This is a genomic window from Oceanihabitans sp. IOP_32 (assembly GCF_009498295.1).
Lineage (GTDB): Bacteria > Bacteroidota > Bacteroidia > Flavobacteriales > Flavobacteriaceae > Wocania > Wocania indica.
Genome location: NZ_CP040813.1, coordinates 19,188 through 42,788, shown reverse-complemented (window position 1 = coordinate 42,788; position 23,601 = coordinate 19,188). Strand labels below are relative to the sequence as shown.

Here is a 23,601-nt window from a genome sequence, read left to right as displayed (position 1 = left end):
ACTAGTTACTAGTTAAAATCCGTCAAAATCAGTTGTAAATGATATGTTAAGTGTATAGTAATATTCTTTATATACTTTCCATTTATTTGAACGATCCATAGGTTCTTCGAGGACTAATTTTACGCGTTGGTTTTTATATTTACCACTAGCCAATGCTGTTAATTGAAACCTATGTTTCACTTCACGTTGCCTTTGGTTTTCATCCTCGCTATCGAATACGTATTTATATTGGTCGCTTAACATCGTATTGTCTTCAGCAAATATTGCGGCGCGAATAGTTCTTCCTAAACTGTTTTTATTAACCGCAGTCATTTGAATAAATGATACTGGCAATAAATTTGTTGTAATCTTATCTGTTGATTTAATAATATCAATGTCTACAAAAGTTGTGGTGTCTTGTCTTTTTTTGTTGACCTTAATAACAGGAATAATAATTTCTTGTAACGACGCACCACCATGTACAAATTTAGAGCCCGCTCCCTTTACACGTAGCCTATTTACTGATTTTGGAATTAATACATCACCCGTACTTGAAAGCCCTAATTGTTTTTGTGTAAACTGTTTTACAGTGTCGTTAGCAGTTATATCATTGCCTAAAACAAAGCGTCTATTGTATTTTACGACATCACCTTTTACTTCTAATTTTATATAATCACTTTCATCGATATTTTGATACTGATATAAGAAACCATGATCTGAAGTGATAAGCATGTTATTACCATTCATATTGGAAATTTTCTTTAGCATTTCCATAAAGAAGTCTAATTCATCTTCAACAGCATCAAACACTTTATCTTCAGTAGTTTTGTCATCCCCTGTTTTATCAATTCTATTATGATAGATATAAATAACATCGTATTGCTTTACAAATTCTCTACCGTCTGTATTGGCATTCAATTGCATAAAATCATCCGCTTTAATTGCCGTCGCTCTAGCTTCTGAATTCTGTTGTAAAATTTTTGCTCTTCCAATAACCCCAGAAGCCGACATGCCATCAACACTTACTGCATCACTACCTTCATCAATTTTTATATCTGTATTGGGAAGCAATGACGCCATACCTAATTGTGTATATGAAGGTATTGAAGCCACTAACCCTTGTATTGAAGCATCATAGCGATTTTCTTTTACTAAAAGGTTATTTAACTCCGCGCCACATTCGTAACGAAGCGCATCTGAAATAATCACAAAAACACGTTGGTTCTTATCTACAAACGGTTTTACGTGCTGCTTATAAAATTGACGTTGGGCATAACTTTCGTTAATTGGCCAAGTATTAACATTATTAACGACTTTTTGCCATTGGTTGTTAGATTTTAGTAACCAAGTATTGGTATATAGTTTTTCAATAGTATTTGCTAATCTTCCTAAAATACTATCATGGTTCGATTTTCTATACCATAGTATGAATTTACGATACAAATAGTCTATTTCATAATAGGTATTGGTATAGTTTTGCAGACCATCGGTAATGGATTTAAAAATACTTTGTGTGGTTTTTATTTTATCCTGTAATTGTGAAGCAAATGCTATGCATTGGTAGTAGGGTTCGAAAGTTGTATACCAAAATTTATTTTCTCTAGACTTAATGCTTGTTTGAATACTCTCATTTGATATACTTTCGTCAATTAATCGATGAACCAATTCGTGAATTATTTTTTTATCTATTAATTTAAATAGATCTTCTTCTAGAATTGTTTCAAGATTTATGGTGTTTAATTGGTCCTCTATGTTTAAATCTTCAGCAATTTTTTCTGAAATGGTATTGAACCCTGTTCTATAAGTGATGGTGTCTTTCCAAAGCGACAGTAACAATTTAGACTCTTTTGATAATTTAGATGTTTCCGTTGTTATGGCGCTATTGCTAAATGCTTCAATTAAGAAATCATAAATTTTAGGTGCTTTATTTTGGTACTTAAACTTATCATTAATTTCATTCCAATAGAAATCTACTAAATTGTAACGCTCCAGATCACGATCCATTTTTTCGTTGCCATTGGCAAACGCGGTTCCATGTGCATGAATAAAGGTATTTAGGTTAACGTGTTCCGTGTTAAAGACTACTGCCAGCATTTTATAGCGAATATCATTATGGCTATCGCCATCACCTAATAGGCTTTTTAAATTATCTAAACGCTCTTTGGATTTAAAAAACAATAGATGCTTCGCCACTAATGTTTTAAAATTAAAGTCTAACCCTAATTCTTGTAATATAATGGCTTCTTGATCTGTATGGAATTGATGGTAAGCCAACTCTAAATCCAACAACCAGTTTTCGTTGTTTTTTGGTTTTTTGGTATTAAAATAGAGTAAGTATTTTTCTTCAGCCTTTTTGGTTGTTACGCGGTGTTTTACTTCAAATTCGTTGCCATTTACATGTACTTTTTCAATACTATTAAATACTAAATTTTCAAAATCTTCTTTGAGTTCACTGTTCTCATCATACCAAAATATGACATCGTGCGATTTGAATTTATGTTCTAATGCTTCTTGTATTTTTTGACTCATTTTTTACCTTATTTCCGTTACATCTATCCAATCAAATTTTCTCACTTTGTCTTTGGCTTTTTTATCGTTAAGGCCTTTTACTTCTTTAATAATCTTACCAAACTTGTTGTAATTAACCAATACGCCATCATCTAAATCGATGCTGATGCGTTCTGTGGCCATTTTGTAGAGTTCGCGCTCGTATTCTTGTAATTCTAGTAGTACTTTGCGGATGCGGTCTTCTTCTCTGGTAGCAAGGGTTTGCTCTCTGGCGGTTCCCACATTTTTAAGGTGGGCTTGACGGTCTAATTCTGCTGTTAGTTTTTCGCGGTAGTCTTTTAGGTAGCCGTTTAGTATTTGGTTAAGCGTATCTGGTGTGTAGCGGTGCATATAAATAAGCACGTTAAACGCACCTGATGGCGAAGAAAACATCCAATAAATAGGACGTTTTTTATAGCGTTTTACATGGTCTGTATAAAAGTCTTTTAAGAAGTATTTACGGATGTCTTTACCCAAACACTCTTCTACAAAAGCGAGATTTTTCTCAAAATTGGCCTTCCCAAAGGTGACTTTTAAGAACTCGTAAAAACGTCCTACGATATCGTCTTCAAACCATTCGTTGTCTAGGATTGGTATAATATTATCATCATCGGGAAGGAAAGACACTTCGACTGCGCTCAGTGTGACAGCTTTAAGATAGTCCTCCAAAGTTTCGCCTTGATTGGCGAGGATTAAACCTGGTTTATCTAAACTGTAACGCCCAAACATACAACCCACTGCATAACTTACAAATTGTTGTAATACCTCTTTGGCATTAAATACCAATTGGTTGTTGACTATGCTGGTTTCTTCTTTTAAAATGGTAATATCTTCTAACAGTACGTCTGGTGTTAACTCGTCTTGTAAGCCGTAAATGTCTATAAACTGTTTGTTGAGTTCTTCTTCATTTTTGTGCAACTCAAAAAACTTATTTTGCCAGTAGTGGCAATAACTATCATAAGCTTCTTCTAGGCCTGTGCCGAGCGAAGCCGAGGTGTCTTGACCATTGATACGGATGAGTTCATTTTGTTTAAAGTCCCAAGCGGTTTCCCTTGAATTCCATTCAACACTAGAATTTGAAATATTATTCTGAATTAATTCTAAATTGCTTTTATCAGACTCTATTATTGGAATTGCGGCAATGTTTTCTACCTGAAAACTAATTGTTGGGTTGATAATATTTAAAAGGTATTTTCCTACTTTGGAATTTATTAAAGCCATTCTATATAATAGTTTGTCATTTTCTTTCATAAAACCACTAGAACCATGAACATCCCAAATAGTATTTCCATAGTAATATCTAGCCATAGGCGTATTTGAACCAATGTAATTCCACGAAAAACATGGCTTGAAAAAATATCTATAGAATTGATGTTTTCCTCGAGTAAAATCCCGTCCTTTTTGAGAGAAGTTAATAACTAATTCAAGATTACCATACCATTTTTTAGAGAGACCTCCTTTATTATAAGGCACCCAATATTTTAATTCATTGAATTCATTAATATCTTCTAATTCACAAGAAAATTTATTATTTTCAATTTCACTCCATAACCTAATGGCTTCGTCATTTTTACCTGTAATTATACCCTGAAATAGAGTGGTTTGCACACCCATTAACTCGTTTTCAAAAATCTGAAAAGATTTCGTTTTCAACCAATAAGCTATTTGATTTCCTGGTATTTTATTAAAATCACTTTGATCTGACCTATAAAACCAACTACAATCAAAATCTTGAATAGCTTGAAGGGTTTTGTTACGTTTAAGTTCAGTCGTATTTTCGTCTACTAAACGCAAATAACTTCCTTTTTCATCTGCTGTTGTGTTCCAAAACGTAAACGAAGCATTTTGCACGACTTCGCCACCAATTTCTGGGAAGGTGCGAGACCCTAAATGCAGTAGCGTATCAAAAAAAGTATTTTTTATCAGTTTTTTTCGCAGTTTTTCATAACTGCTTAAAAACATCCATGAGTGTTGGTTAATCATCCCTAAAAAGCCTTTAGGTTTTAAAGCTTTTAAACCAGCTTCCATAAAACACGCCATTAAATCGGCTTTACTGTCTGGATAAAACACTTTTACAAAGTCGCCCAATGCTTTATTCATATTGCCACCACCCATATAAGGGGGGTTATCTACTACACAATGGAATTTGGTACTTAACAACACTAATTGCTCTAAAGCCTCTTTAATTTGGATTAAGTTTTCCTTTAAAAAGATATCGTTGGTGTTCAGTTTACTATTTACTACTTCTAAAATATTAGTAAGTTCTTGGCTATTGGTTTGTGGTATCATCAATGAACCCAAATTGGTAGCTTGTTGCATGTTGTTAAGGTCAAATAATAAAGCATCGGTAGCTTTAAAAACCATTTGTGAAAAACTGTCTTTTATCTCTTCCGCTGTTAGTTTTAAATCTTTATAACATAAAATATTAGGGGTGATTTCTTTTTTAAAGACTCTGCGTTGGTAACTGCGTGCTTTTAGCATTAAGGCTAAACCTGCTAATTGGGCTGCACGTACATCAATTTCAAAACCATAGAGGTTTTTTTCTATGATGAGCTTGGGTATTTCGCTTTCGTTATAGCCTTCTTCTTCATAAATTTTAGAAAGTAACTCAAAGCCATAAACTAAAATATGTCCCGAGCCACAGGCTTGGTCTAATAAGGTAATCTCTTCAACAGAATTTATTTTTAAATAATCGTCACTTTTTACAGATGGTGACTCAATAAAATAAGGCATGTGCTCACGTAATCGCGATTGTGGCTTGTTTTGTAACCACAACTTACCAACTGTGTTTTGTACCATATATTCTACAATCCAACGAGGTGTAAAGAGTTGGGTTGCCGCAGGTATGTCTTCTTTTTTTATTTTAGCTTTACTTGCAAACACTTCATCTTTCTTTTCAGAAATATAAAACTGATAAATCCAACCAATAATTTCCACTTCTTCGCAATCTTCTGGTGGCATGCCATTTTTAATGTCTTCTACAATAGAAAACTCTGAAATGAGATCGTCTGGTAATAGTAGTTCGGAATAATCGTTAATACGTTCAAATAAAAACGGAAATACCGTATGCAACTGGTTGCAAGCACCAACTAATAATTCTCTGTAGGCTTCATTTTGGGCGTTGCTACTTGGTATTGTACCATCTAGTATTTGGTAAATACGTTGGTGGTTTACAGGCAACTCTTGCGATATATTACCTGCTTTGGCTTCTTGCAATAACTCTGGCAAAGTGGCATTACTAGCTGGCGATACTACTTTTATGCCAATAGGTTCGTAAGCGTTTACATCCATAAAGCGTAGGGCTACCAAACGGTTAAACCAGGTATAGGCAACGGTATCAATAACTTGTTGCTTACTACTTTTATTAATGGCTTCTTGTAACTGTTTTATTTGGTTGGCTTTTTCGCGTAACTCTGCAGAATCGGTGGTGAGTACCTTTTCTAACTTTGCGCCAATTTGGTCCAGTAGTTTTAAGCGTGCTGCTTGTGCGAAGCGTTTTAGGTTGTTGGTGTTCATTAATACGTTCTTTAAATTGATGGTAATGGCTAAACAGTTTCTAAAATTTCTTCTTCCTCTTCAATATCTTCTATCTCTTTAGGTACTTTATAATGTTGGTCTATTCCCCATCTATCTATAATCCATTTATTAAGTGTATCTTTTCTTTGTTTACAGCTTTCTGGTGTCCAATCTGCAAACTCTGCAATTTTACGTTCTTGTCGTATGTCTGAATTGGCATAGCAATGTCCTATTCCTGCTTCTCCCTTCTTTCTGGAAAACTCGAAATTTAAATAATGAGAATTGTCTTTGGTTAAAACAATGTTTGAGATGTCGTGTAGATAGGTTTCAATGTCTTCATCTGTCCATTGTTGTTTCCATATAGAATCCTCTTTTGGTGTTTGTGGTAAAATATGCTCAAAAGTGGCATCGGTTAAATCATCCCAAGCTAGTTTAGGTTTAGCGCCTTTTCCCTCTTCTGTGAGTAAATCCAGTTCGTATTCATACAATGTATATCGTAATAATCGTCTCCAATGATACCAATCGTAAAAATCTTCTTTAAGTTCTTTTCTAAAGCTATTTTCATTAGAATACCAATTAATGGTACCTAAAATCCATTCAGTTACTGCTTCAATATCATGTTTTTTAGAGAAAATATCATCTGCCCATCTGTAAAATTTAGAGAGTCCTGCATTACTACGTTTCCCTTGCCACAAAAACACGCGATACGAAAATAGTTCTAATGCTTTTAGTAAGTTAATATATTTGTCATGAGGGATTTCATCTGCAACAACACCTAAACGAGTAGCTACCATAAGTGGTAAAAAATTTGCTATGTTACCCGCATTTTTAATTTTAGTTAACCATTTAAATTCGTCTATAATTGGTGAACTTTTGGAAGGCTGTATAATAGCAGCATAATGCATAGAAATTTCTGCTAATCCATAAGTAAACTGGTTTATAAACTGTTGGGTATCTGCTTTCGTTTTTATTGAAAAGTCTCTTAACGGAATAACATCATTGTCCTTAAAGCCTTTATAACCCTTCCAGTTTTTTGGTGTGTGCGAATGATATAAAGTCCACGCTATTCTTAAACATTGATTTTCGCTACCGTTACATTTTGCAATATTGGTATATACTTCTTTCCAAGATTTATTAATCGTATTGGTAACATCCTCTTTTTCGTTTTCTTGTGTGATATTTCTATACACCCAATGCATCAGGTAGTTTTTTAATAACTCTAACGCTGAAAGTCCTTTCCCTCTGGAATTCATTAGTTCAAATGTCATCCCAATTTCACTCTCAACTTCAATAGGATAAAACGAAAAATTAAGTTTGCGTATAATAGCATCAAATACATCTTTTAGATAACTTACACCTTCAGTACCTTTTGAATCTAATTGCTGTTGAATATGTGATTTAAGATAATTGTGAGCCTCTAAAAGTCTTTTTTGATGCACCGTTATTGCAGCAACGTTTGTCGTACCTTTTGAGATAAGGTCAAAAAAGAAATCTGAAGTATCGTTATTTAAAATAAGACGACTTTTAGTTCCGGAAAACAAAAGCGGTAATTTAGTGTCATAATCTTTTTCTCCTTGCTTTATTAATTCTTTCAATATAATAGATAAATAAAGACTTGACGTTGTTAATCGTTGTTGGCCATCTACAACATCAACTAGTTCCAGTCTATCAATTCCATAATATTCTGTAGGCTTTTCTTTAGGTTGATAAATAACAATGGTGCCTGTATAATGATTTACAATTTTATCATCAATTAAAGCATCTATATCTTGAACAAAATCTTTCCATTGTTGTTCTTCCCAAGCATAACCTCTTTGATAGTCTGGTATTTTGAGTATTTTCCCCTCTAAAATATTTGATAATGTTTTTTTTTCCATTGGAAACGGTTCAGTTGATTGGTTATAGTGTTATTCTAATATTGTCTTTTATTCTTTTTAAATAGGCTTCTTTAACCGCTTCTATATATTCTAATACATCGGCTTCGGTATGCAGTTCTTTTTTATCAAAATCGATATGCACGTTAGACCTACGAATGTATTTTGTAGTTGGTTCTGCTGCTTTACCATCTTCTTGTGGTTTCGCTAAATAAGTCGCCATAAGGTTTAAGGCAGCAGTATGCAACTCGGATAACTGATTGTAACTCTGGCGGATGTTAGCGATAAAGCGCTCGTCTTTTAAGGCTTTTTTACGTTGCTCTAAACCAGTAATAGTTTGCTGTTGTTGTGCAGTCTCTAACGCCTTGTATTCTTTACGTGAAGTAATGTCTGTAATTAAGTCTTCTGCTTTTTTAGTCGCCTTTTCCTTTTCTTCTTCAATTAGCGTTAATACTTTAGTTGCTAATTGATCTTTGGCTGCTTTAGCTAACTGTACGCCATTGCCTTTGTAGGGCGTGTTACTTGCGAGTAAGGTTTTAAGAACTTCTAGTTCATCGCCTTGAATGTAATCGAAATTAGCTGTATTACCATCGAGTAATTTTTTAACCTGGTCGTAAATATTACGCTGCTCACCATTCATAAATCGCTTGATAGGATCTAGCAGATCTTCTTTAGTATCTAGTAAAGCATCTTCAAAATCGTTAGTATTGATTAAGAAATAGGCATATTCTTTTTTTGACCATTTTGTTAACTGGTCTGCAAAGGGTTCTAAACTGCTTAAAAATGGATAGTCTCGTTTACTTGCTAACAGTTGATTAACTTGTATGGACATGTCTTTTAGTTTTTCTTTAAAAGCAGTCGCTACATCTTTAGCTTCACGAAAGGCGCAGCTTTCATCAAACGCATCTTTATAGATGTCTTTTAATTTTTTTACAGAAGCATCATTAAAAGTTGCTTGCGGTTCTAATAAAGTATTGCCATGGTTTGAGCTGTTTAATAGGGCGTTTAACACCTCATCATTTTCTAATAAATTAGCATTTTGCGTTAATTCTATTTTACCACGTTTATACAATTTTGCAATGGTGGTCCACACTGCATTAGGATACCAACCATACGGTTTTTTAATAAACTCATTTTTCACATCGTTTAATGATGTACGGTCACTTTGTTTTTTACGCCTGTTGATGAGACTTAATATTTCTGTTTCAGCTTCGGACATCGTAGCGTCATCACCAGAAAATAAATCGTCTTGTTTGGAATGTATGGTTGTTTTAATGGTATCTTCTGTAAACGCTACACCTTTAAGCATACGTAAATTAGGATATACAGCAGCCACTAAATTTTGAAATACGTTAATGACTTTGGTTTTACCATCGGCTGTAGAAGATGCTTCCAATTTGCTACCATTTACAAAAGCATTCGATTCTGCCAATGCTTTGTTTGCCAATGTGATTAAGTTCTTTTTACGTGTAACGTTTTGAATAGATTTTTCCTGTAAAATACGTGCTACTTGTGGACTGGTACTGTTACCACGATTTTGCCTTTCGTACTTTGCTGTTTTTATGTACATGCGTATATCGCGCATAAAGGTTGGGTTGGGCGACAATAACAACTTCATGGCAGTACTACCCATAGTTTGCGATTGAATGTAGGTTTCGTTGTTTTCGAAATCGTCGGTTATGATTTCAATTTCCAGTTCTTTTTCGCGACCTAATATGGTTCCGTTTATTTTACTGGTAAAATCGTAGGCTTGCTTGTTGTCTAGGTAGGTGATACGATTGTCTTTGATAATCTCATCAAACAGAATTTCCTTTAATAAGGTGGTTACTGCCTGATCATCAATGTCTGTATTTTTAATTTCTTCTTCAATATCCTTTTCATCATCGGTTAAAAACTCGTAGATGTCACCATTACGTTGCACGTAACTTTGGTTTTCTAAAACGGTTAGCGCTTTCTCAATTTTTTCTTCGTGTGCTTTTAAATCGACATTGATATCATCTATCAATAACACCGAAATATTGCGTTTGGTGGTTTTAAAGCTGTTGAAGTATTTTACTAAAAAGAGCGTTTTTAACACTTTGATTTCGAATGGGTCGTTTAGTTGGCGCTCACCCAATTGTAGTGATTGCTGGATGTCTCCACGCAATTCGTTACGGATACCTTGAAACATTAAATCAAAACTAACCAGAGCGTTTTCATCTCTTTTTTCAATAGCTTGAATGACTTGTTGAAACACGCCTAACATAGAGCGTTCTCCTACGGAAGCATGTTTTCCTTGAAAGGCATTGTGGTTTGATAAAGCAATACGACATTGTTGAAATAAATCGAACTGATAGGGTGCAAATGGAAATTTATTTGCAAAATCCTTATCGCTTTTAAACCCTTTAAACTGTACGCCAGCTTCAGAAAAAGACAAAAGCGATTGTAAATGAGCCGCATTGGTTTTATGGGCTTTTTCCAATTGCTTTTGATAGGTATCTTTTTTGTGAAGCAATCGTTTTTCTATCACCTCATCAACATTGGCAGAGGTTAATGGTATTTTTATTTTAAAACGTGCTTGGATACGCGAAAAGTCGTTTTGCTGGCTTTTGTTCATATCACCAACAACCGTTTCCATATCTTCTTGCGAGGTCACTAATATCCAAGAGTTTCCTTTGGTTTTGGTTGCTAAAGTTTCTGCAATAGTTTGCAAGTTAAGCATAAGCTTTGTGTTGTCGCTTATATACTGGCCAACCTCATCTACAAAGAAATTTAAACGGAAGCCTTTGGGTTTCGTGTCAATGTAGCTTTTTACACGATTACAAAAATCTTCAATAGATTGCTTGTTTCTGTCTTCTAATTCATCAAGGATATTTTCATATTTATCAGGACTTTCATTAAAAATTGATGCTAAAATATCTTTCACCTCAACAACAAAATATTCTAATCGATCTACTTCCCAAGTAATACCGTTTACTTTTTCATACTCTGCTTTAAAAGCTTCGTATTTACCTTTGCTATCTAACCACATTTCAAACTCTGCTACATGCGGTTGAAATCCGTAATAGCCCAAATGGTCATAGAATACTTTATAGAAAACAGCAAGAATGGCATTAGCGTCTTCTTTACTGGTAATTTGTGCTTGTTGATCTATGTTGAATAGTACAGACTCTGACGGAATACGTGTTGCGTTTAAAATATCGGCTTTTAACATGGCATCGTCGTCTACCTTTTCTGCAAACAATTCGCCAGAATGATATCCATCGTATTGTTTGTTTTCTAGTACATAGGAAATCATTTTTAATAAATGAGATTTACCACTACCGAAGAAACCAGAAATCCAAACCCCATTGGCACCAGCATAATCATTGTAGGCTTGAAAAAAGTCTCTTATTTTTTTAGCAATTTCGTCTGTTATAACGTATTCGGTAACCTCAGTTGCGATATGGTCGCGATCGTCTGCTTTGATAACCGTTTCGATAGATCTGTTTATATCCTTTTCAAAAAAATCTTTGATCATATTTTTGCTTCTATTTTAAAAATATTAAATGCTCTGTAATAATTATCGTCTTTTAGTTTGCCAAATAGATTTAACGAATGGCCATTATATTCTCCCGGAAAAAAAGCGACTGTAGGTGCTTCTTTTGCAATATTTTGTAAATTGTTCAATACGTTATGTGAGCGTATAAATGGAAACACCAAGCCAATGCCTGTTAGGAAATATACCTTTGCATTACTTGCTTCAATTTTCTGTTTAATTAGGGGCATTAATACTTGATGAATGTTTAAAGACGATTGGAGAGCCCGTAAAAACTTGTCTTTGCTTTTTACTTTTTCAATTTTAAACATACGTTCCATACCGCCTTTTGCTTCGAGGATTTCGCAGGTAAGGTCGTATAAGTTCAGTTCTAAAATTTCAATACCGGAATTTTCGAGTTTTCTTTTTAATAGTTTTATTTCTTCTCTGCAGTCTAATTCCTGTTCGGCATCATAAGCTGCAATAAAAAAAGGTATTTCACCACCTAATGATTCTTTATTTAGAAAATTGGACGAAGAAATAACACCGTATAAGTGTTCAAATTTTTTGTTTAAGCTATTCATAGGCTTCCTGTAATCTTTGTATGTCTATATCTGAATACAGAAACACTTTTAATAATTCTGGATTATCACTCATTATTGCCTTTTGCGTGTCTGATTCTATCAATTGAGGTTGAATGATTCTTGACTTGACACTATTTATGATGCCTGCTTGCTCAAGCATTTTAAAGGTGACTTGTTTGATTTTCTTTTGTGTTATTTCTGTTAGATCATCCATCTCTGGGTGAAATTCTGCTTTTCGTCTAAAAAAAGACAAATAGTCGCCATCTGTTAGCTCATAATCAAATACTATATATTTTTCTCTGATGACTTCTATAACGAAATCACGTATAAAGTCCAAGTATTTACATACTGCTAAAAAGGCTATTTCGTTTTGAGATTTAAAACTACCGTTTTGAAGTACCTCTATTTGATGTTCTGTTAATGTACTTATCCAATTTTCTAATTCTACTAATAAACGTTTACCTGTTGCCGATTTTCCATTGCCTAAAGTTAGCTCCAGATCGGCAGTATTTTTTGAGGATTTCCGTAATGCGACCATAACAAGGTCTTTAGTTCTTAAAGACGCTGCTGTAAATGAGAATTTGTATTTATTATCCGCCACCATTAATTCGTTAAATCTTTTAATGGAATATTCAAGGCTTCACTAATTTTTTGATAATTTTTATCACTCGGAATTGATTTCTCTTTTACCCAATTGCTCACGGTTACTTCACTAACACCGATTTTTTTTGCGAGCCATTTTTGTTTTACTCCTTTCAATTTTAAAAGTTCTTTAAGCATATTGAGTTTAATAAAAATTAAAGTTTGCCTTCACATCAAATTTATGAAATTGAGATTATATAAAATAGTATTTGTCTCACTTATTTTTAAAAATTAGAGACTTGAAGGATTATATTAAATAAGTACTTTGAAGTTTAAAAAGGCATCATGCCGTCTAACCAGTCTGATTGTTCAGAACATCTATAAATATCTGTTATTTCACCTTCTGTGAATTCTATAATTATGGCATATTTAAGACCAGAATTATTGCCAGTGAACACAAAAACTGGTTGCGGATCATTGCATAAACAGCCTGTGCAAATATTTGTTGAAAGATTTAAATATGTATCTTCTTTTTTTCGAAGTTCTTTAAAGATTTGCATTTGCTTATAGATGAACGCTGTTTTTTTCATGTCTTCGTAATAAGCTTCTTCATCTAACAAATCGTTTAGCTTGTGGTAATCCATATTTTGGAAGGCATCAAGAACCAGCATGAGGTAGGATTTTGTTTCTTCAGTCGTTGCGATTTTGTGTACCAATTGTTGAGCTTCCATAGGATGAGGTTATTAAATTAAAAGGAATACAATTTACTATTAAAATTGAATTGTTCTGTTGACTTGTTCATAAATTTACAATGTTCAGTGTCAATGAACATCAAAAAGTATTGAACACTGATATAAATTATTCTATAATTCTCCCGCTAACTTTTCTCTATCTAATTTAGATAATGGTGTTGGAGATAATTTATGTCCGAAAAAAAGTAGCAATTGATTTACCTTACTTAACATTAGGTTAGATTTGCCTTGTTCGAGTTCGCGAATAAAACGAAGCCCCAGACCAGTGATGTCCGACAACTCAACTTGTGTTAGATTTGCTTTTTTACGATTCTCCCTCATAAATTGGGCTATGGGGTTTTCTTTATCCAAGTCCATAATATTATACCTTAATGGGTGTAAATTCTGTGTTTGTGTTGTTTTTATACCTTAAAGGGTGTAGTTTAATCATTGGTCAGTTATCTGTTGATGGTTATTGGTTATTTTTAGGATAGAGATTAAATGCTTTTTCCATAAGTTCTATTTCTTTATTAGGAATTCCAATTTTTGTTGCCATTTCTTTCCATGAAGCAACAGCAGTTAGTACCTCTTCTAAAATGACGTTCATTTGGTTTTCATCTAAACGAAAATATATGCCAACACTTTTTGCTAAATCATAATCTAATGCATTGTTATCCATATCTATATTTAATGCTAAACCATCTTTATCTATAGACGGGTTGAGGTCGTAAGCAGGGGAGAGTTCCCAACCATTATTTGTAATTATAAACCCATGATTGCGTAAATGATCATCAGTATTTGAAATGGCAATATTAAAAACAATACGGCGCCAAAGTTGCTCGAGATTACATTCTATATTACTACCATGATTTTGAATAAATTCTGCTAATTCCAAATAACTTGCTTGATGATCTCTAATTTTGACCTCGTTATTACCAGTCATGGTCATAGCCGAAGCGAAATGAATTCTTTCGCCATTTTCTCTATCGAAGCGTTTTGTAAAAAATGTATTGTAATTTCCGGTAACCTTTTGGATTTTACATTCGGACATGTTTATACCTGCTTTTAATGCCAATTGATATGCTAGATATTCCCAAGCAGCTTTGTCTGTGGTATCATTTTTTGCAGGAAATTTTGCTATCCACAAATTTTTATCGTTATCTAAAATATTTGCTTTGGGTCTGGCACCACCCAAAGAGGAACCAGGTGCCATTAAAATAGCTAGCCATTGTCTTGCTTCATCATTTTCGGTATCATTTTCAAAGTTTTGAGCAGCATCTTGAAGTTCACGTATTGATGACCAAGGTGGTGTTGGAGACAGATTGTTATTATCTAAAAATGGACCATCTAAATCTGTTTTAAATCTTAATGCACCCATTCGGCTTTCATCATACACACCGAGTAAAAAGTCTATTTCATATAGTGTTTTTGCTTTTTCTCCAGTTACAGCTGCTTCTTGAGAAGCTCTTCTTTTCATTAATGTACGTCCCCAGGTATCTGGCATACTATCTAAAAAGACACCAAAATTTTCTTTGTTATTTGGATATTGTGGACCACCGTAAAACTGAATATCTGGATCTAATAGCATTTGGTTTTTAGATTTGATCCAGTTTTTATCATACTCAAAACTAAAGGCCTTTTTTCCTTTTGCATTTAGTGCTGAAAGGATACCTATTAATTCGGGTTCTGCCATTGGTTTCCAATGCGCGAAGACGTATATGTCTAATTTTCCGGTTGCCATTTTATAATAAGTCTAAATCTTGTAATTTTCTTCCAAACTCATCATCCGCTGCTAGTTTTAAGAAATCATCTTGCAAGCCTAACACTCTCAATACATTGAAATAGGCGCCTAATGTTACACTAGGACTACCTGTTTCTATTAGATATAATGTACTCCTAACTATATCAGCTCTTTCAGAAACTTGAGTTGTTGTAAGTTTACGTCTCTTTCTAGCTAGTTTTATGTTTTCTCCCATTTGCTTAAGAATGTCCTTATGTTTAGGGAATAGTACTTGTGTTTTTTTATTCATGACAACAAATTGATTGTTATTTCAAGCAAATATAGCTTAATTGATTGAAATAACAATCAAAATAATAATTTTATTCTTTTAATATGACCTACTAAATAATTAAAATATCAGTTTAAACTGATGAGATTGCTACGTCGCGCACTCCTCGCAATGACGTTGACAAGGGTAAATTATTTAATTTTTTACACTCGTTTAATAAACATGGGTAAAATTTACCTTCGTTTATCTCTTGAATTATTATTGAATGCTATTAGATTGAAAGATTCTCTTAATCTGCTTCTCACTCGATTGCCATAATGATGTTCTAGTTCTGATGCAGATAGGTTGGTTGTGAGATGTGTTTTAACTTTTTTGCTAATAAATAAATCATAGCGGCTTAATAGAATTTCACCCATCACATTACACTCGTTACCGAAGTATTTTAAATTGTTTTCTGTACCAAGATCATCAAAGCAGATGATGCCTGCTTTGGATTGATGTAAACTTGGTTTGCTATACCTGCTTATGACGTCGTAACCTTCTTTAATGAATTCGAAACTCACTTCTCTACACGATTTCACATAGTATTTATTTTGAGGGGATGCTAAATGTTTCATTAGTGTCATTAAGGTTGTTTTACCACAGCCAATAGGACCAGAAAGCAAAATCCCTTTTTCTAAATTAATATCGAGTTGATTTGTTGCTTCTTCATCACCTGTGCTGTAGGCCATGAGTTTGTGAATGATGGTTTTGTCTTCATCATAAATTTTGAAGTGGTTGCCAAATAGTTCTTGTCCTTTAGATTCTAGCCATTTGGTTGCTTTTTGGTAGTTGTAATTCATTTTGATTGTAAGTTCTAATGATGAGATTACTCATGCATTCTTATTTAAACATTTTGGTATTCGTGAATGCTTTGCATTTGCTTCACTCTGTTCGCAATGACGGCAGAAAGATTATAAAGGTTCTGAATAATTTTTATTGGTTGCTGTGTTGAGGTTTTTTGGGCGAATTGTCGGTGTTGCGTCGGTGTTGTGGTGGTGTGCATTGAAATTAGAGCTATTAATCATCCAATTTTGTGCAGCTGCTTTCCAATTGGCCATAGGTGTTTTGCCACCTACTAACCAACCATTACTGGAGAAGTAATTAAAGAATTTTTTTGCTTCTAATTCTGGAAAGTTTTGTTCCAGGAAGTAATTGATTAGGTCTTTTTCATTTGGTGTTACCATACTTTTATTTTTTTGACGCAACTTTTTTTGTTTTGTATTATCAACTTCTTTTTTTAAATCTAAAGTTTCATTTTTAGAATTTAGAGATTGCTCGTTCAAGTTTGAATTGTTTAACTTATTTGTATTGTTTATACTGTTTATATAAGATACCTCTGCTTGTTCAGTACTTGTATCAATACCAGTATAAGACTTACCTGTTACTTGTTTTATAACCTTGCTGTTTTTTGGTTTTGGTTTTAAGTTTTCAGAAAAATTAAAGAGATGTACTAAACTTCCTTTATAGGGGTTGTATGATGGTTCGTATTTTATATATCCTAATGCGTGTAAATTTTTTAAGCATTTATGGTAAGTTGCTTTAGAGCTTATCTTGCTGATCCGCATGACTTCATCGCGCGAAATGCTAATGGGATTTCTGAAGCGGTTGCAGTTCCAGAATTGAAACAATGCGATATATAAACTGATATGTGTTGGGTTTAAGGTGTTATCGTTAATGACTTTATCGAAAAAACCTGTTAAGTGTTTAATATAGTTCATGATTAAAGGTTTAAGTTTTTTGATGATTAATTTTCTAGCATGTTTTGGATGTCTTCATACTTATAGTAAATGATGCCACCAACACGCTTGAAATTGAGTGTTCCGTTAATTCGTAGATTTTGAAGCGTACCTGGAGAGATCCTTAATAGTTTTCTAACTTCTGATGATTTTAGCCATTGCGCTGGCTTGTCTTCTTTTTTGACATTCTTTAACTCTGTAAGTAGTGCATTAACCACATTTAATAGATCTCTTTTAGTTACTAGTTGATGATTTAAGAGTTCTAAATTTTCGGTTTCAGGGAACAGTGTTTTTGGATGTAAATTCATAATAAAGTGTTTTGTATTGTTATGATACAAAGCAACTTCATTTCGTAATTTTTCATTAACAAGGTAAACCCAAGGTGGGTGTTATTTTAATTGAAAAATATTTAATATGCTGATTTTTAATTATATGACTAGCGACCTCTTATAGGTTTGTTTAGATGAGAAGTTGAAAGCTGTTTATATTATTGCCTTAATAATGGAAACCATAGTAGGGAAGACCTTGTGTGTTTTAGGAGTCTTCTTCCATCAATTTTTGGTTGAGGCTTTCCACCAAACTATTTAAGAATTTTGTTCGAACCGTTTTTCTGATCTTGATATCTTGATATACTCGGTAAATGCTATCTTCTAATTCAATATTAAAGATTTTACCAATATGAGTCGCTAATTCTTTAACATCGGTATTACCATTATTAATCAGCTTCGCATGTTTTAAAGCATAGATTAGTTCTACCAAATCTATTTTGGTACCAGACCAGGAATAATTTACAGGTTGGCCATAATTATTGGTGCCATTTTTATTATCGATTTCATCAATTTTGCGTTCCAAGTAATTAATCAGCATATCAGCACTAATCAAGCTGGCTACCTGATAATCATGGGAAGTAGATATTTTAGAGTCAAAAAACAAAAGCATGGAGTGATCACGAATGATATCCTTATAGGGTCTTCTAATAAAATAATTGGTGTCGCTGTAAGTTGCTCTACATCTAAAGTATTCATAGAATTCGCGATTTTCTTTTCCTAATTGAGTCGCTTTATTTAACGCCTTGATGTAATGTTTGCGTTTTCCTTTTTTGCCTGGAGGCAATGTAGATTCAATTTTTAAAATGTATTTGTAGTATAAGATTTTAGAAACTAATGATGGTTTTAATTCTTTAAAGAAATAGATTTCATCTTTTTCGTTTGCAAAGCAAAATGTTTTCACCCATTTATTGATTTGCTTTAACTTTTTTTCTAAAAAGAAAATCATTTTTTGACTATGCTCAATACTATTGCAATAGGTGCATTTGAGTAATTCAAAGTCACGCTCCAATTCCTGAAAGAATGGTATGCAAAAGGTATTCATAGATTAAAAAATGGTTTATTTCGAGTGCTATCAAAATAAACCATTTTCTGTTAAAATTATTGAATTGAACACTTAAAAAGTTTTCAACAACATCAAAATTAACCAATTTGTTTGGCTTTTGTAATGGTATGTGTATTACCCAGTTTTTCCTTTAAAAGTCTCATATCGTCGCTTACTTTTCTATCTAAAACTTTGGCGTAATGCTGTGTGGTTCTTAAATTTTTATGACCAAGCATTTTACTAACGCTTTCGATAGGTACGCCATTTGAAAGGGTGACTGTAGTCGCAAATGTATGACGCGCAATATGGAGTGTGAGTTCCTTGTTTATTTCGCAAATTCCTGCTATTTCCTTTAAATAGGCATTCATTTTTTGATTGCTTAATATGGGTAGTAAACGATTTTCATTTAAGCATTGTGGATGCTCTAAATATTTATCGATAATTAATTGTGTTACCGGAAGGATCGGAATTTTAGAAGCAGATTCCGTTTTTTGACGATGGGTAAATATCCATTTTTCACCATCAATACCTAAACTGATGTGAGATTTGGTTAGGTTCTTTACATCGATATAAGCCAGACCAGTAAAGCAGCTAAATAAGAATATATCTCGAACTAATGATAAGCGTTCTGTTGGGAATTCTTTGTTTAGTATTTTTTGGATTTCCTCTTCTGTTAGATATACACGTTCTACTTCTCTAACTTTCGCTTTGTAATTGCTCAATGGGTTTTTATCTATCCAATTATTAGCTAAACATATCTTGATTATTTTGCCGAAATTCTTGATGTATTTAACTGCTGTATTGTTACTACAGTTTCTTACGCTTCTTAAATAGAATTCATATTCCGTAATAAACGCATGATTTATTTTTAAGATGTCGATGTCTGATATTTTATACTTCCATTCTAAAAAATCAATAGTATGTTTTAATGATGTTTTGTAGCGTTCTAATGTGCCTGGTGCGTATTCTTTACCTACCAGTTCTTCAATCTTTTTGTTGTGATCTTCGAATATTGGAATGAGCATACGTTGCTTTTCATCAAGACCTAATAGTTTGCTTTTAAATGCTTTTGCTGTGATTGGAATATTTTGATGAATTAACTCCATCTGTATATCAATAATCTTGATTTTTAGCATATCAAGCTGCCTATTTACTGAACGAGCTTCTTCTGATTGGCCTTTCATTTTGCCCGCAGAGGTGGACCATTTGGATGGATCTACAAATCTTCCAGTACTCATTTCAATTCGTTTTCCGTTCACTGTAATGCGGGTGTAAATAGGGAATAAGCCATTCGCATTGACTTTTGCTCTTTTTGCATAAAAGAGGATAGATACTTTTGTTTTCATTTTTGGTAACCTTTTTAATTAATAATAAACTTAATTTTTACCTCAATACGACACAAGATGTTTGAAGTTTGAACTAGTTGTAACCCTTGTGAATACTGGGGAAAGCTTAAAATTCGGTTACCCTAAAATTTAAAAAAGTTGAGGTACCCGATTTTACCACCTTTGTTACACGATTTAATGAATATTTTGGTATATGCTAAAAAGAAAAAACCCTTTAAAACGTACGTTTTAAAGGGTTTTGGTGGAATTTGTTTAATTCCTAGCGGAGAAAGAGGGATTCGAACCCCCGGAGGTGTGACCCTCAACAGTTTTCAAGACTGCCGCATTCGACCGCTCTGCCATTTCTCCTTGAGCGCCTCATCAAGTATTGTTCTTGATTGCGGGTGCAAATATATAACCCTTTTTTAGTTCTTTCAAATAAAAAACACACTTTTTTAAAATAATTTTTATATCTTTAATAGTGAGCTTTTTACAATGTATCGTTTTTTGCGTCGTCATAAGAAGTTATGTGAGATTGTACTATCCTTCTTCATTTTATTCATAAAAAACAGCACTTTTTAAATTTCCAAACTGAATTCAGACCTAAATATAAAAGAGACTTGTTATCTTAATGTGGTCTTTAGCTTAGTGATCATAGTTTTAAATCCATTTTATTTTATTACTTCTTGCTAAAAAGACCAAAGCAAACCTTATTTTTGCTTAAAAAAGATTGCTATAACCTTATGGATATAATAAAACAGCTAAACTGGCGCTATGCCGTAAAAAAATTTGATGCCAATAAAAAATTGTCTGAAGCTAAATTAAGGGTGTTAAAACAAGCCTTTAATTTAACACCCACATCATTTGGTTTGCAAACCATAAAGCTTGTTATTGTTAAAAACACATCATTACGGGAAGCTTTAGTGCCTCATGCTTACCATCAAAAACAAGTTTTGGAAGCCTCACATTTATTAGTAATTTGCATTCAGGATAACATCAAGAAAAAAGATGTTAACAGCTATTATAAAAACATTAAAGAAACTCGTGATACCCCAGATCGTATTTTAGAGCCGTACAGAAAAAGACTCAAGAAAACCATGCGGGACATGTCGAAAAAAGAACGCTTGCAGTGGTCTAAAAATCAGGCGTATATTGCTTTGGGGAATTTGTTAAACGTTTGCGCTTTAGAACAAATAGACGCCTGCCCAATGGAAGGTTTTGCAGCACAAGAATTTGATAAAATCCTCCATTTAAAAGAAAAAGGATTGCAGTCGGTTTTACTTTTACCAGTGGGTTACAGGGCTGATGATGATGTTTTTTCAACCTTTAAAAAGGTTAGAAAACCTATGGAAGAGGTTATTATAGAATTATAAACAAACAAATGAGCAGTTGCTTGTTCACCGGAAGGTAAGGGTATTGAAATGGTTTTTAACGCCACAAAAAGCCGATATTTTCATTGAGGTTTTAGGTTAAAATTAGTTTCAAAACGCTGCTTCACACCAAAAAAAACAAGGCTCAAAAACATTAAATAAAAAAGATTATGCCAGGATTTGAATTATTTGGAGATTTAGAACGAAAAGAAGTAAACGATGTATTAGAAAGTGGTGTATTGATGCGCTACGGTTTTGATGGCATGCGTAATGGCCATTGGAAAGCTAAGGAGCTTGAAAGTGAGTTACAAGGCACCTTTAAATCTAATCATGTACAATTGGTGTCTAGTGGTACTGCCGCAGTCACTGTAGCTTTAGCCTCAGCTGGTGTAGGAGCAGGTGATGAAGTTATTATGCCAACATTTACCTTTGTAGCCAGTTTTGAGGCCATCATGATGCTGAGTGCTATTCCCGTTTTAGTTGATATTGATGACACCTTAGGCTTATGTCCAGAGGCTGTTGAAAAAGCCATTACACCAAAAACCAAAGCGATTATGGTGGTGCAAATGTGCGGGAGTATGGCTAATATGGATGCATTACAAACCATTGCTAACAAGCATAATTTGCTATTGGTTGAAGATGCTTGTCAAGCGATTGGGGGTACTTACAAGGGGAAACCTTTGGGAAGCATTGGGGATTTAGGTTGTTTTTCGTTCGATTTTGTAAAAACCATAACCTGTGGTGAAGGTGGTGCCGTAATCACAAACAACAAAGACTACTATTTAAACGCCGATCATTACAGTGACCACGGTCACGACCATGTTGGAAACGATCGTGGTGCAGAAACGCATCCGTTTTTAGGTTATAATTTCAGAATTTCAGAATTGCATGCCGCTGTTGGTTTAGCACAGGTAAAGCGGTTACCAGAGTTTATAGACATTCAAAAACGAAATTATACCGTGCTGCGTGATGCTTTGTCTCAAATTCCAGAAGTGACCTTTAGAACGGTTCCTGAAGGTGGAGAAGAAAGTTATGCCTTTTTAAATTTCTTTTTACCAAATGCTGATATTGCCAATAAAGTGGCTCAAAACTTTAAAGAAAGTGGGGTAGATGCCTGTTGGAATTACTATACTAACAATTGGCATTATCTTAAAAAGTGGGATCATTTAAAGGATATAAAATCGCTGTATCCCGTGTCGCCAGAAGTTAGAAAAGGCTTAGAATATCTTAAAACGAAAACCTACGAAAAATCAGATCATTATATTTCTAGGAATATCTCTTGTTTAATTAAACTGTCTTGGACAGAAAGCGAGCTTAAAGAACGCGCCAGCAAGATGGTTAAAGCCATACAAGATAGTCTTTAAATAGAAGGTCAATCTGATTTTGATACGCATCATTATAGATCATAAATTAGCTGTGAGCTATAATGATGCGTTTTTTTTTGAGGACAAATCGGACTCTTTTTTATCAGTAATACCAATTTAATTTTGAAATGTCGTATGGCTAATATGATATAAGGCGCGTTTTACGCATGGCCATTTTAAACTGCTCTAATTAAAATTTTCTTCTTGAATGGTTTTTTTAATAATATCGAGCAGTAAATTTATCTGTTCTAGATGGGTTCTAAATTGCACAACCGCTATCCGTATCCAGAAAACACCGTTTATGTTGGTTGATGATAGAAAAATACGACCGTCGTTTTGAATGGCTTCAATTAATTTTCGGTTAAATTCGTTGGCGTTTTTAGTTTTAGGAACATACCTGAAAATAGCCACAGACAATTCGGGTTCTGGGCCCACCTCAAAACCTTCAATTTTTTGAATTTCATCATAAAAATACTTGGTTAAATACAGCTTTTCTTCCAATGCTGCTCGAAAAGGTTTTAAACCAAATAGTTTTAAGGGCAACCACAGTCTTAGACCTCTAAAATGTTTGGTTTGTTCTACCGAGATGTCGGCAGGCGAAATCTCATCCTCTTTACCAATAACATCTTGCATATAATCGGCTAAGCAATGATAGGCTTTTAAGAGATGTGTTTTTATTTTTTATAAGCACAGCACCAGAACCGTAGGGTAAAAACAGGGTTTTGTGAGGGTCTAATGTGATGGAATCTGCCGTTTCTATGCCTTTAAATTTGGAGTCTAAAGGGTTTACTAATTTAAAAAAGCCCCCGTAAGCTGCATCGACATGAAACCATAGTTTATGCTTTTTAGCAATTTCGGCAATCGATTCTAAGGGGTCGATGGTTCCTGTATTGGTTGTACCGAATGAGGCATTAATATAAAAGGGGATAAGACCCTTGTTTTGATCTTCAATAATTGCTGCTTCTAAATGTGAAGGCGATAACTTTAAATTTTCGTCTAAGGGTATATATCGTAACTGGGCTTCAGAAAGTCCAGAAATGCGAATGGCTTTCAATATAGAATGGTGTGCTTGCTC

General features: G+C 33.8%; 20 protein-coding genes and 1 tRNA gene. 2 read left to right on the top strand and 19 right to left on the bottom strand.

What is annotated here, in order from left to right; genetic code table 11:
• Positions 1-12: 12 nt before the first annotated feature.
• The 17 genes from pglZ to FEZ18_RS00100 all read right to left on the bottom strand — a co-directional run bounded on the left by pglZ (position 13) and on the right by FEZ18_RS00100 (position 20,161).
• Positions 13-2,508, bottom strand: coding sequence for a BREX-1 system phosphatase PglZ type A (gene pglZ, locus FEZ18_RS00180; RefSeq protein ID WP_153266437.1), 2,496 nt, complete (start codon positions 2,506-2,508; stop codon positions 13-15).
• Between the two features lie 3 nt (positions 2,509-2,511).
• Entirely contained in the window at positions 2,512-6,042 is a 3,531-nt protein-coding gene (gene pglX, locus FEZ18_RS00175; protein ID WP_153266436.1) for a BREX-1 system adenine-specific DNA-methyltransferase PglX, read from the bottom strand.
• A 29-nt stretch (positions 6,043-6,071) separates the two neighbouring features.
• A complete protein-coding gene (locus FEZ18_RS00170) occupies positions 6,072-7,919 on the bottom strand; it encodes a DUF262 domain-containing protein (RefSeq protein WP_153266435.1) in 1,848 nt (615 codons plus the stop codon).
• A 22-nt stretch (positions 7,920-7,941) separates the two neighbouring features.
• A complete protein-coding gene (brxC, locus tag FEZ18_RS00165) occupies positions 7,942-11,415 on the bottom strand; it encodes a BREX system P-loop protein BrxC (protein ID WP_153266434.1) in 3,474 nt (1,157 codons plus the stop codon).
• Positions 11,412-11,996 (bottom strand): DUF1788 domain-containing protein, encoded by a 585-nt coding sequence (locus tag FEZ18_RS00160; RefSeq protein ID WP_153266433.1) that lies wholly within the window; start codon positions 11,994-11,996, stop codon positions 11,412-11,414. The genes brxC and FEZ18_RS00160 overlap by 4 nt, the downstream gene beginning before the upstream one ends.
• Positions 11,989-12,600 carry a BrxA family protein gene (locus FEZ18_RS00155; RefSeq protein WP_153266432.1) on the bottom strand — a complete coding sequence of 204 codons (612 nt, stop codon included), beginning with the start codon at positions 12,598-12,600 and terminating at the stop codon, positions 11,989-11,991. Before FEZ18_RS00155 ends, FEZ18_RS00160 begins: the two co-directional genes overlap by 8 nt.
• On the bottom strand, positions 12,600-12,776 hold the full coding sequence (locus FEZ18_RS00150) for a helix-turn-helix transcriptional regulator (protein WP_153266431.1): 177 nt from the start codon (positions 12,774-12,776) through the stop codon (positions 12,600-12,602). The genes FEZ18_RS00155 and FEZ18_RS00150 overlap by 1 nt, the downstream gene beginning before the upstream one ends.
• A gap of 134 nt (positions 12,777-12,910) precedes the next feature.
• Complete coding sequence (locus FEZ18_RS00145) at positions 12,911-13,309, bottom strand: hypothetical protein (RefSeq protein ID WP_153266430.1); 399 nt, start codon at positions 13,307-13,309, stop codon at positions 12,911-12,913.
• Between the two features lie 132 nt (positions 13,310-13,441).
• Positions 13,442-13,687 (bottom strand): helix-turn-helix domain-containing protein, encoded by a 246-nt coding sequence (locus FEZ18_RS00140; protein ID WP_153266429.1) that lies wholly within the window; start codon positions 13,685-13,687, stop codon positions 13,442-13,444.
• Between the two features lie 94 nt (positions 13,688-13,781).
• Positions 13,782-15,050 carry a type II toxin-antitoxin system HipA family toxin gene (locus FEZ18_RS00135; RefSeq protein WP_153266428.1) on the bottom strand — a complete coding sequence of 423 codons (1,269 nt, stop codon included), beginning with the start codon at positions 15,048-15,050 and terminating at the stop codon, positions 13,782-13,784.
• Between the two features lies 1 nt (position 15,051).
• A complete protein-coding gene (locus tag FEZ18_RS00130; RefSeq protein ID WP_153266427.1) occupies positions 15,052-15,339 on the bottom strand; it encodes a helix-turn-helix domain-containing protein in 288 nt (95 codons plus the stop codon).
• 212 nt (positions 15,340-15,551) lie between these two features.
• Complete coding sequence (locus tag FEZ18_RS00125) at positions 15,552-16,160, bottom strand: ATP-binding protein (protein ID WP_153266426.1); 609 nt, start codon at positions 16,158-16,160, stop codon at positions 15,552-15,554.
• 111 nt (positions 16,161-16,271) lie between these two features.
• Positions 16,272-17,078, bottom strand: coding sequence for a transcriptional regulator (locus tag FEZ18_RS00120; RefSeq protein WP_153266425.1), 807 nt, complete (start codon positions 17,076-17,078; stop codon positions 16,272-16,274).
• A gap of 26 nt (positions 17,079-17,104) precedes the next feature.
• Positions 17,105-17,404 carry a helix-turn-helix domain-containing protein gene (locus FEZ18_RS00115; protein WP_153266424.1) on the bottom strand — a complete coding sequence of 100 codons (300 nt, stop codon included), beginning with the start codon at positions 17,402-17,404 and terminating at the stop codon, positions 17,105-17,107.
• Between the two features lie 226 nt (positions 17,405-17,630).
• The gene (locus FEZ18_RS00110; RefSeq protein ID WP_153266423.1) at positions 17,631-18,467 is read right to left on the bottom strand and encodes an RteC domain-containing protein; all 837 of its coding nucleotides are present in this window, start codon (positions 18,465-18,467) and stop codon (positions 17,631-17,633) included.
• A 98-nt stretch (positions 18,468-18,565) separates the two neighbouring features.
• Entirely contained in the window at positions 18,566-19,813 is a 1,248-nt protein-coding gene (locus tag FEZ18_RS00105; protein ID WP_153266422.1) for a site-specific integrase, read from the bottom strand.
• Positions 19,814-20,076: 263 nt separating this feature from the next.
• Positions 20,077-20,161, bottom strand: a tRNA-Ser gene (locus FEZ18_RS00100).
• A 374-nt stretch (positions 20,162-20,535) separates the two neighbouring features.
• Between FEZ18_RS00100 and FEZ18_RS00095 the strand changes: the two genes are divergently transcribed.
• Positions 20,536-21,165, top strand: coding sequence for an NAD(P)H-dependent oxidoreductase (locus FEZ18_RS00095; RefSeq protein ID WP_153266421.1), 630 nt, complete (start codon positions 20,536-20,538; stop codon positions 21,163-21,165).
• 167 nt (positions 21,166-21,332) lie between these two features.
• Positions 21,333-22,526 (top strand): DegT/DnrJ/EryC1/StrS family aminotransferase, encoded by a 1,194-nt coding sequence (locus FEZ18_RS00090; protein WP_153266420.1) that lies wholly within the window; start codon positions 21,333-21,335, stop codon positions 22,524-22,526.
• A 186-nt stretch (positions 22,527-22,712) separates the two neighbouring features.
• Here the strand turns inward: FEZ18_RS00090 and FEZ18_RS14800 are convergent, their stop codons facing one another.
• Both FEZ18_RS14800 and FEZ18_RS14795 read right to left on the bottom strand, forming a co-directional pair.
• Positions 22,713-23,159: a pyridoxal-dependent decarboxylase gene (locus tag FEZ18_RS14800; RefSeq protein WP_255473329.1), complete on the bottom strand. Its 447-nt coding sequence runs from the start codon at positions 23,157-23,159 to the stop codon at positions 22,713-22,715.
• The gene (locus FEZ18_RS14795; RefSeq protein ID WP_255473328.1) at positions 23,140-23,580 is read right to left on the bottom strand and encodes a pyridoxal phosphate-dependent decarboxylase family protein; all 441 of its coding nucleotides are present in this window, start codon (positions 23,578-23,580) and stop codon (positions 23,140-23,142) included. Before FEZ18_RS14795 ends, FEZ18_RS14800 begins: the two co-directional genes overlap by 20 nt.
• Between the last annotated feature and the right edge of the window lie 21 nt (positions 23,581-23,601).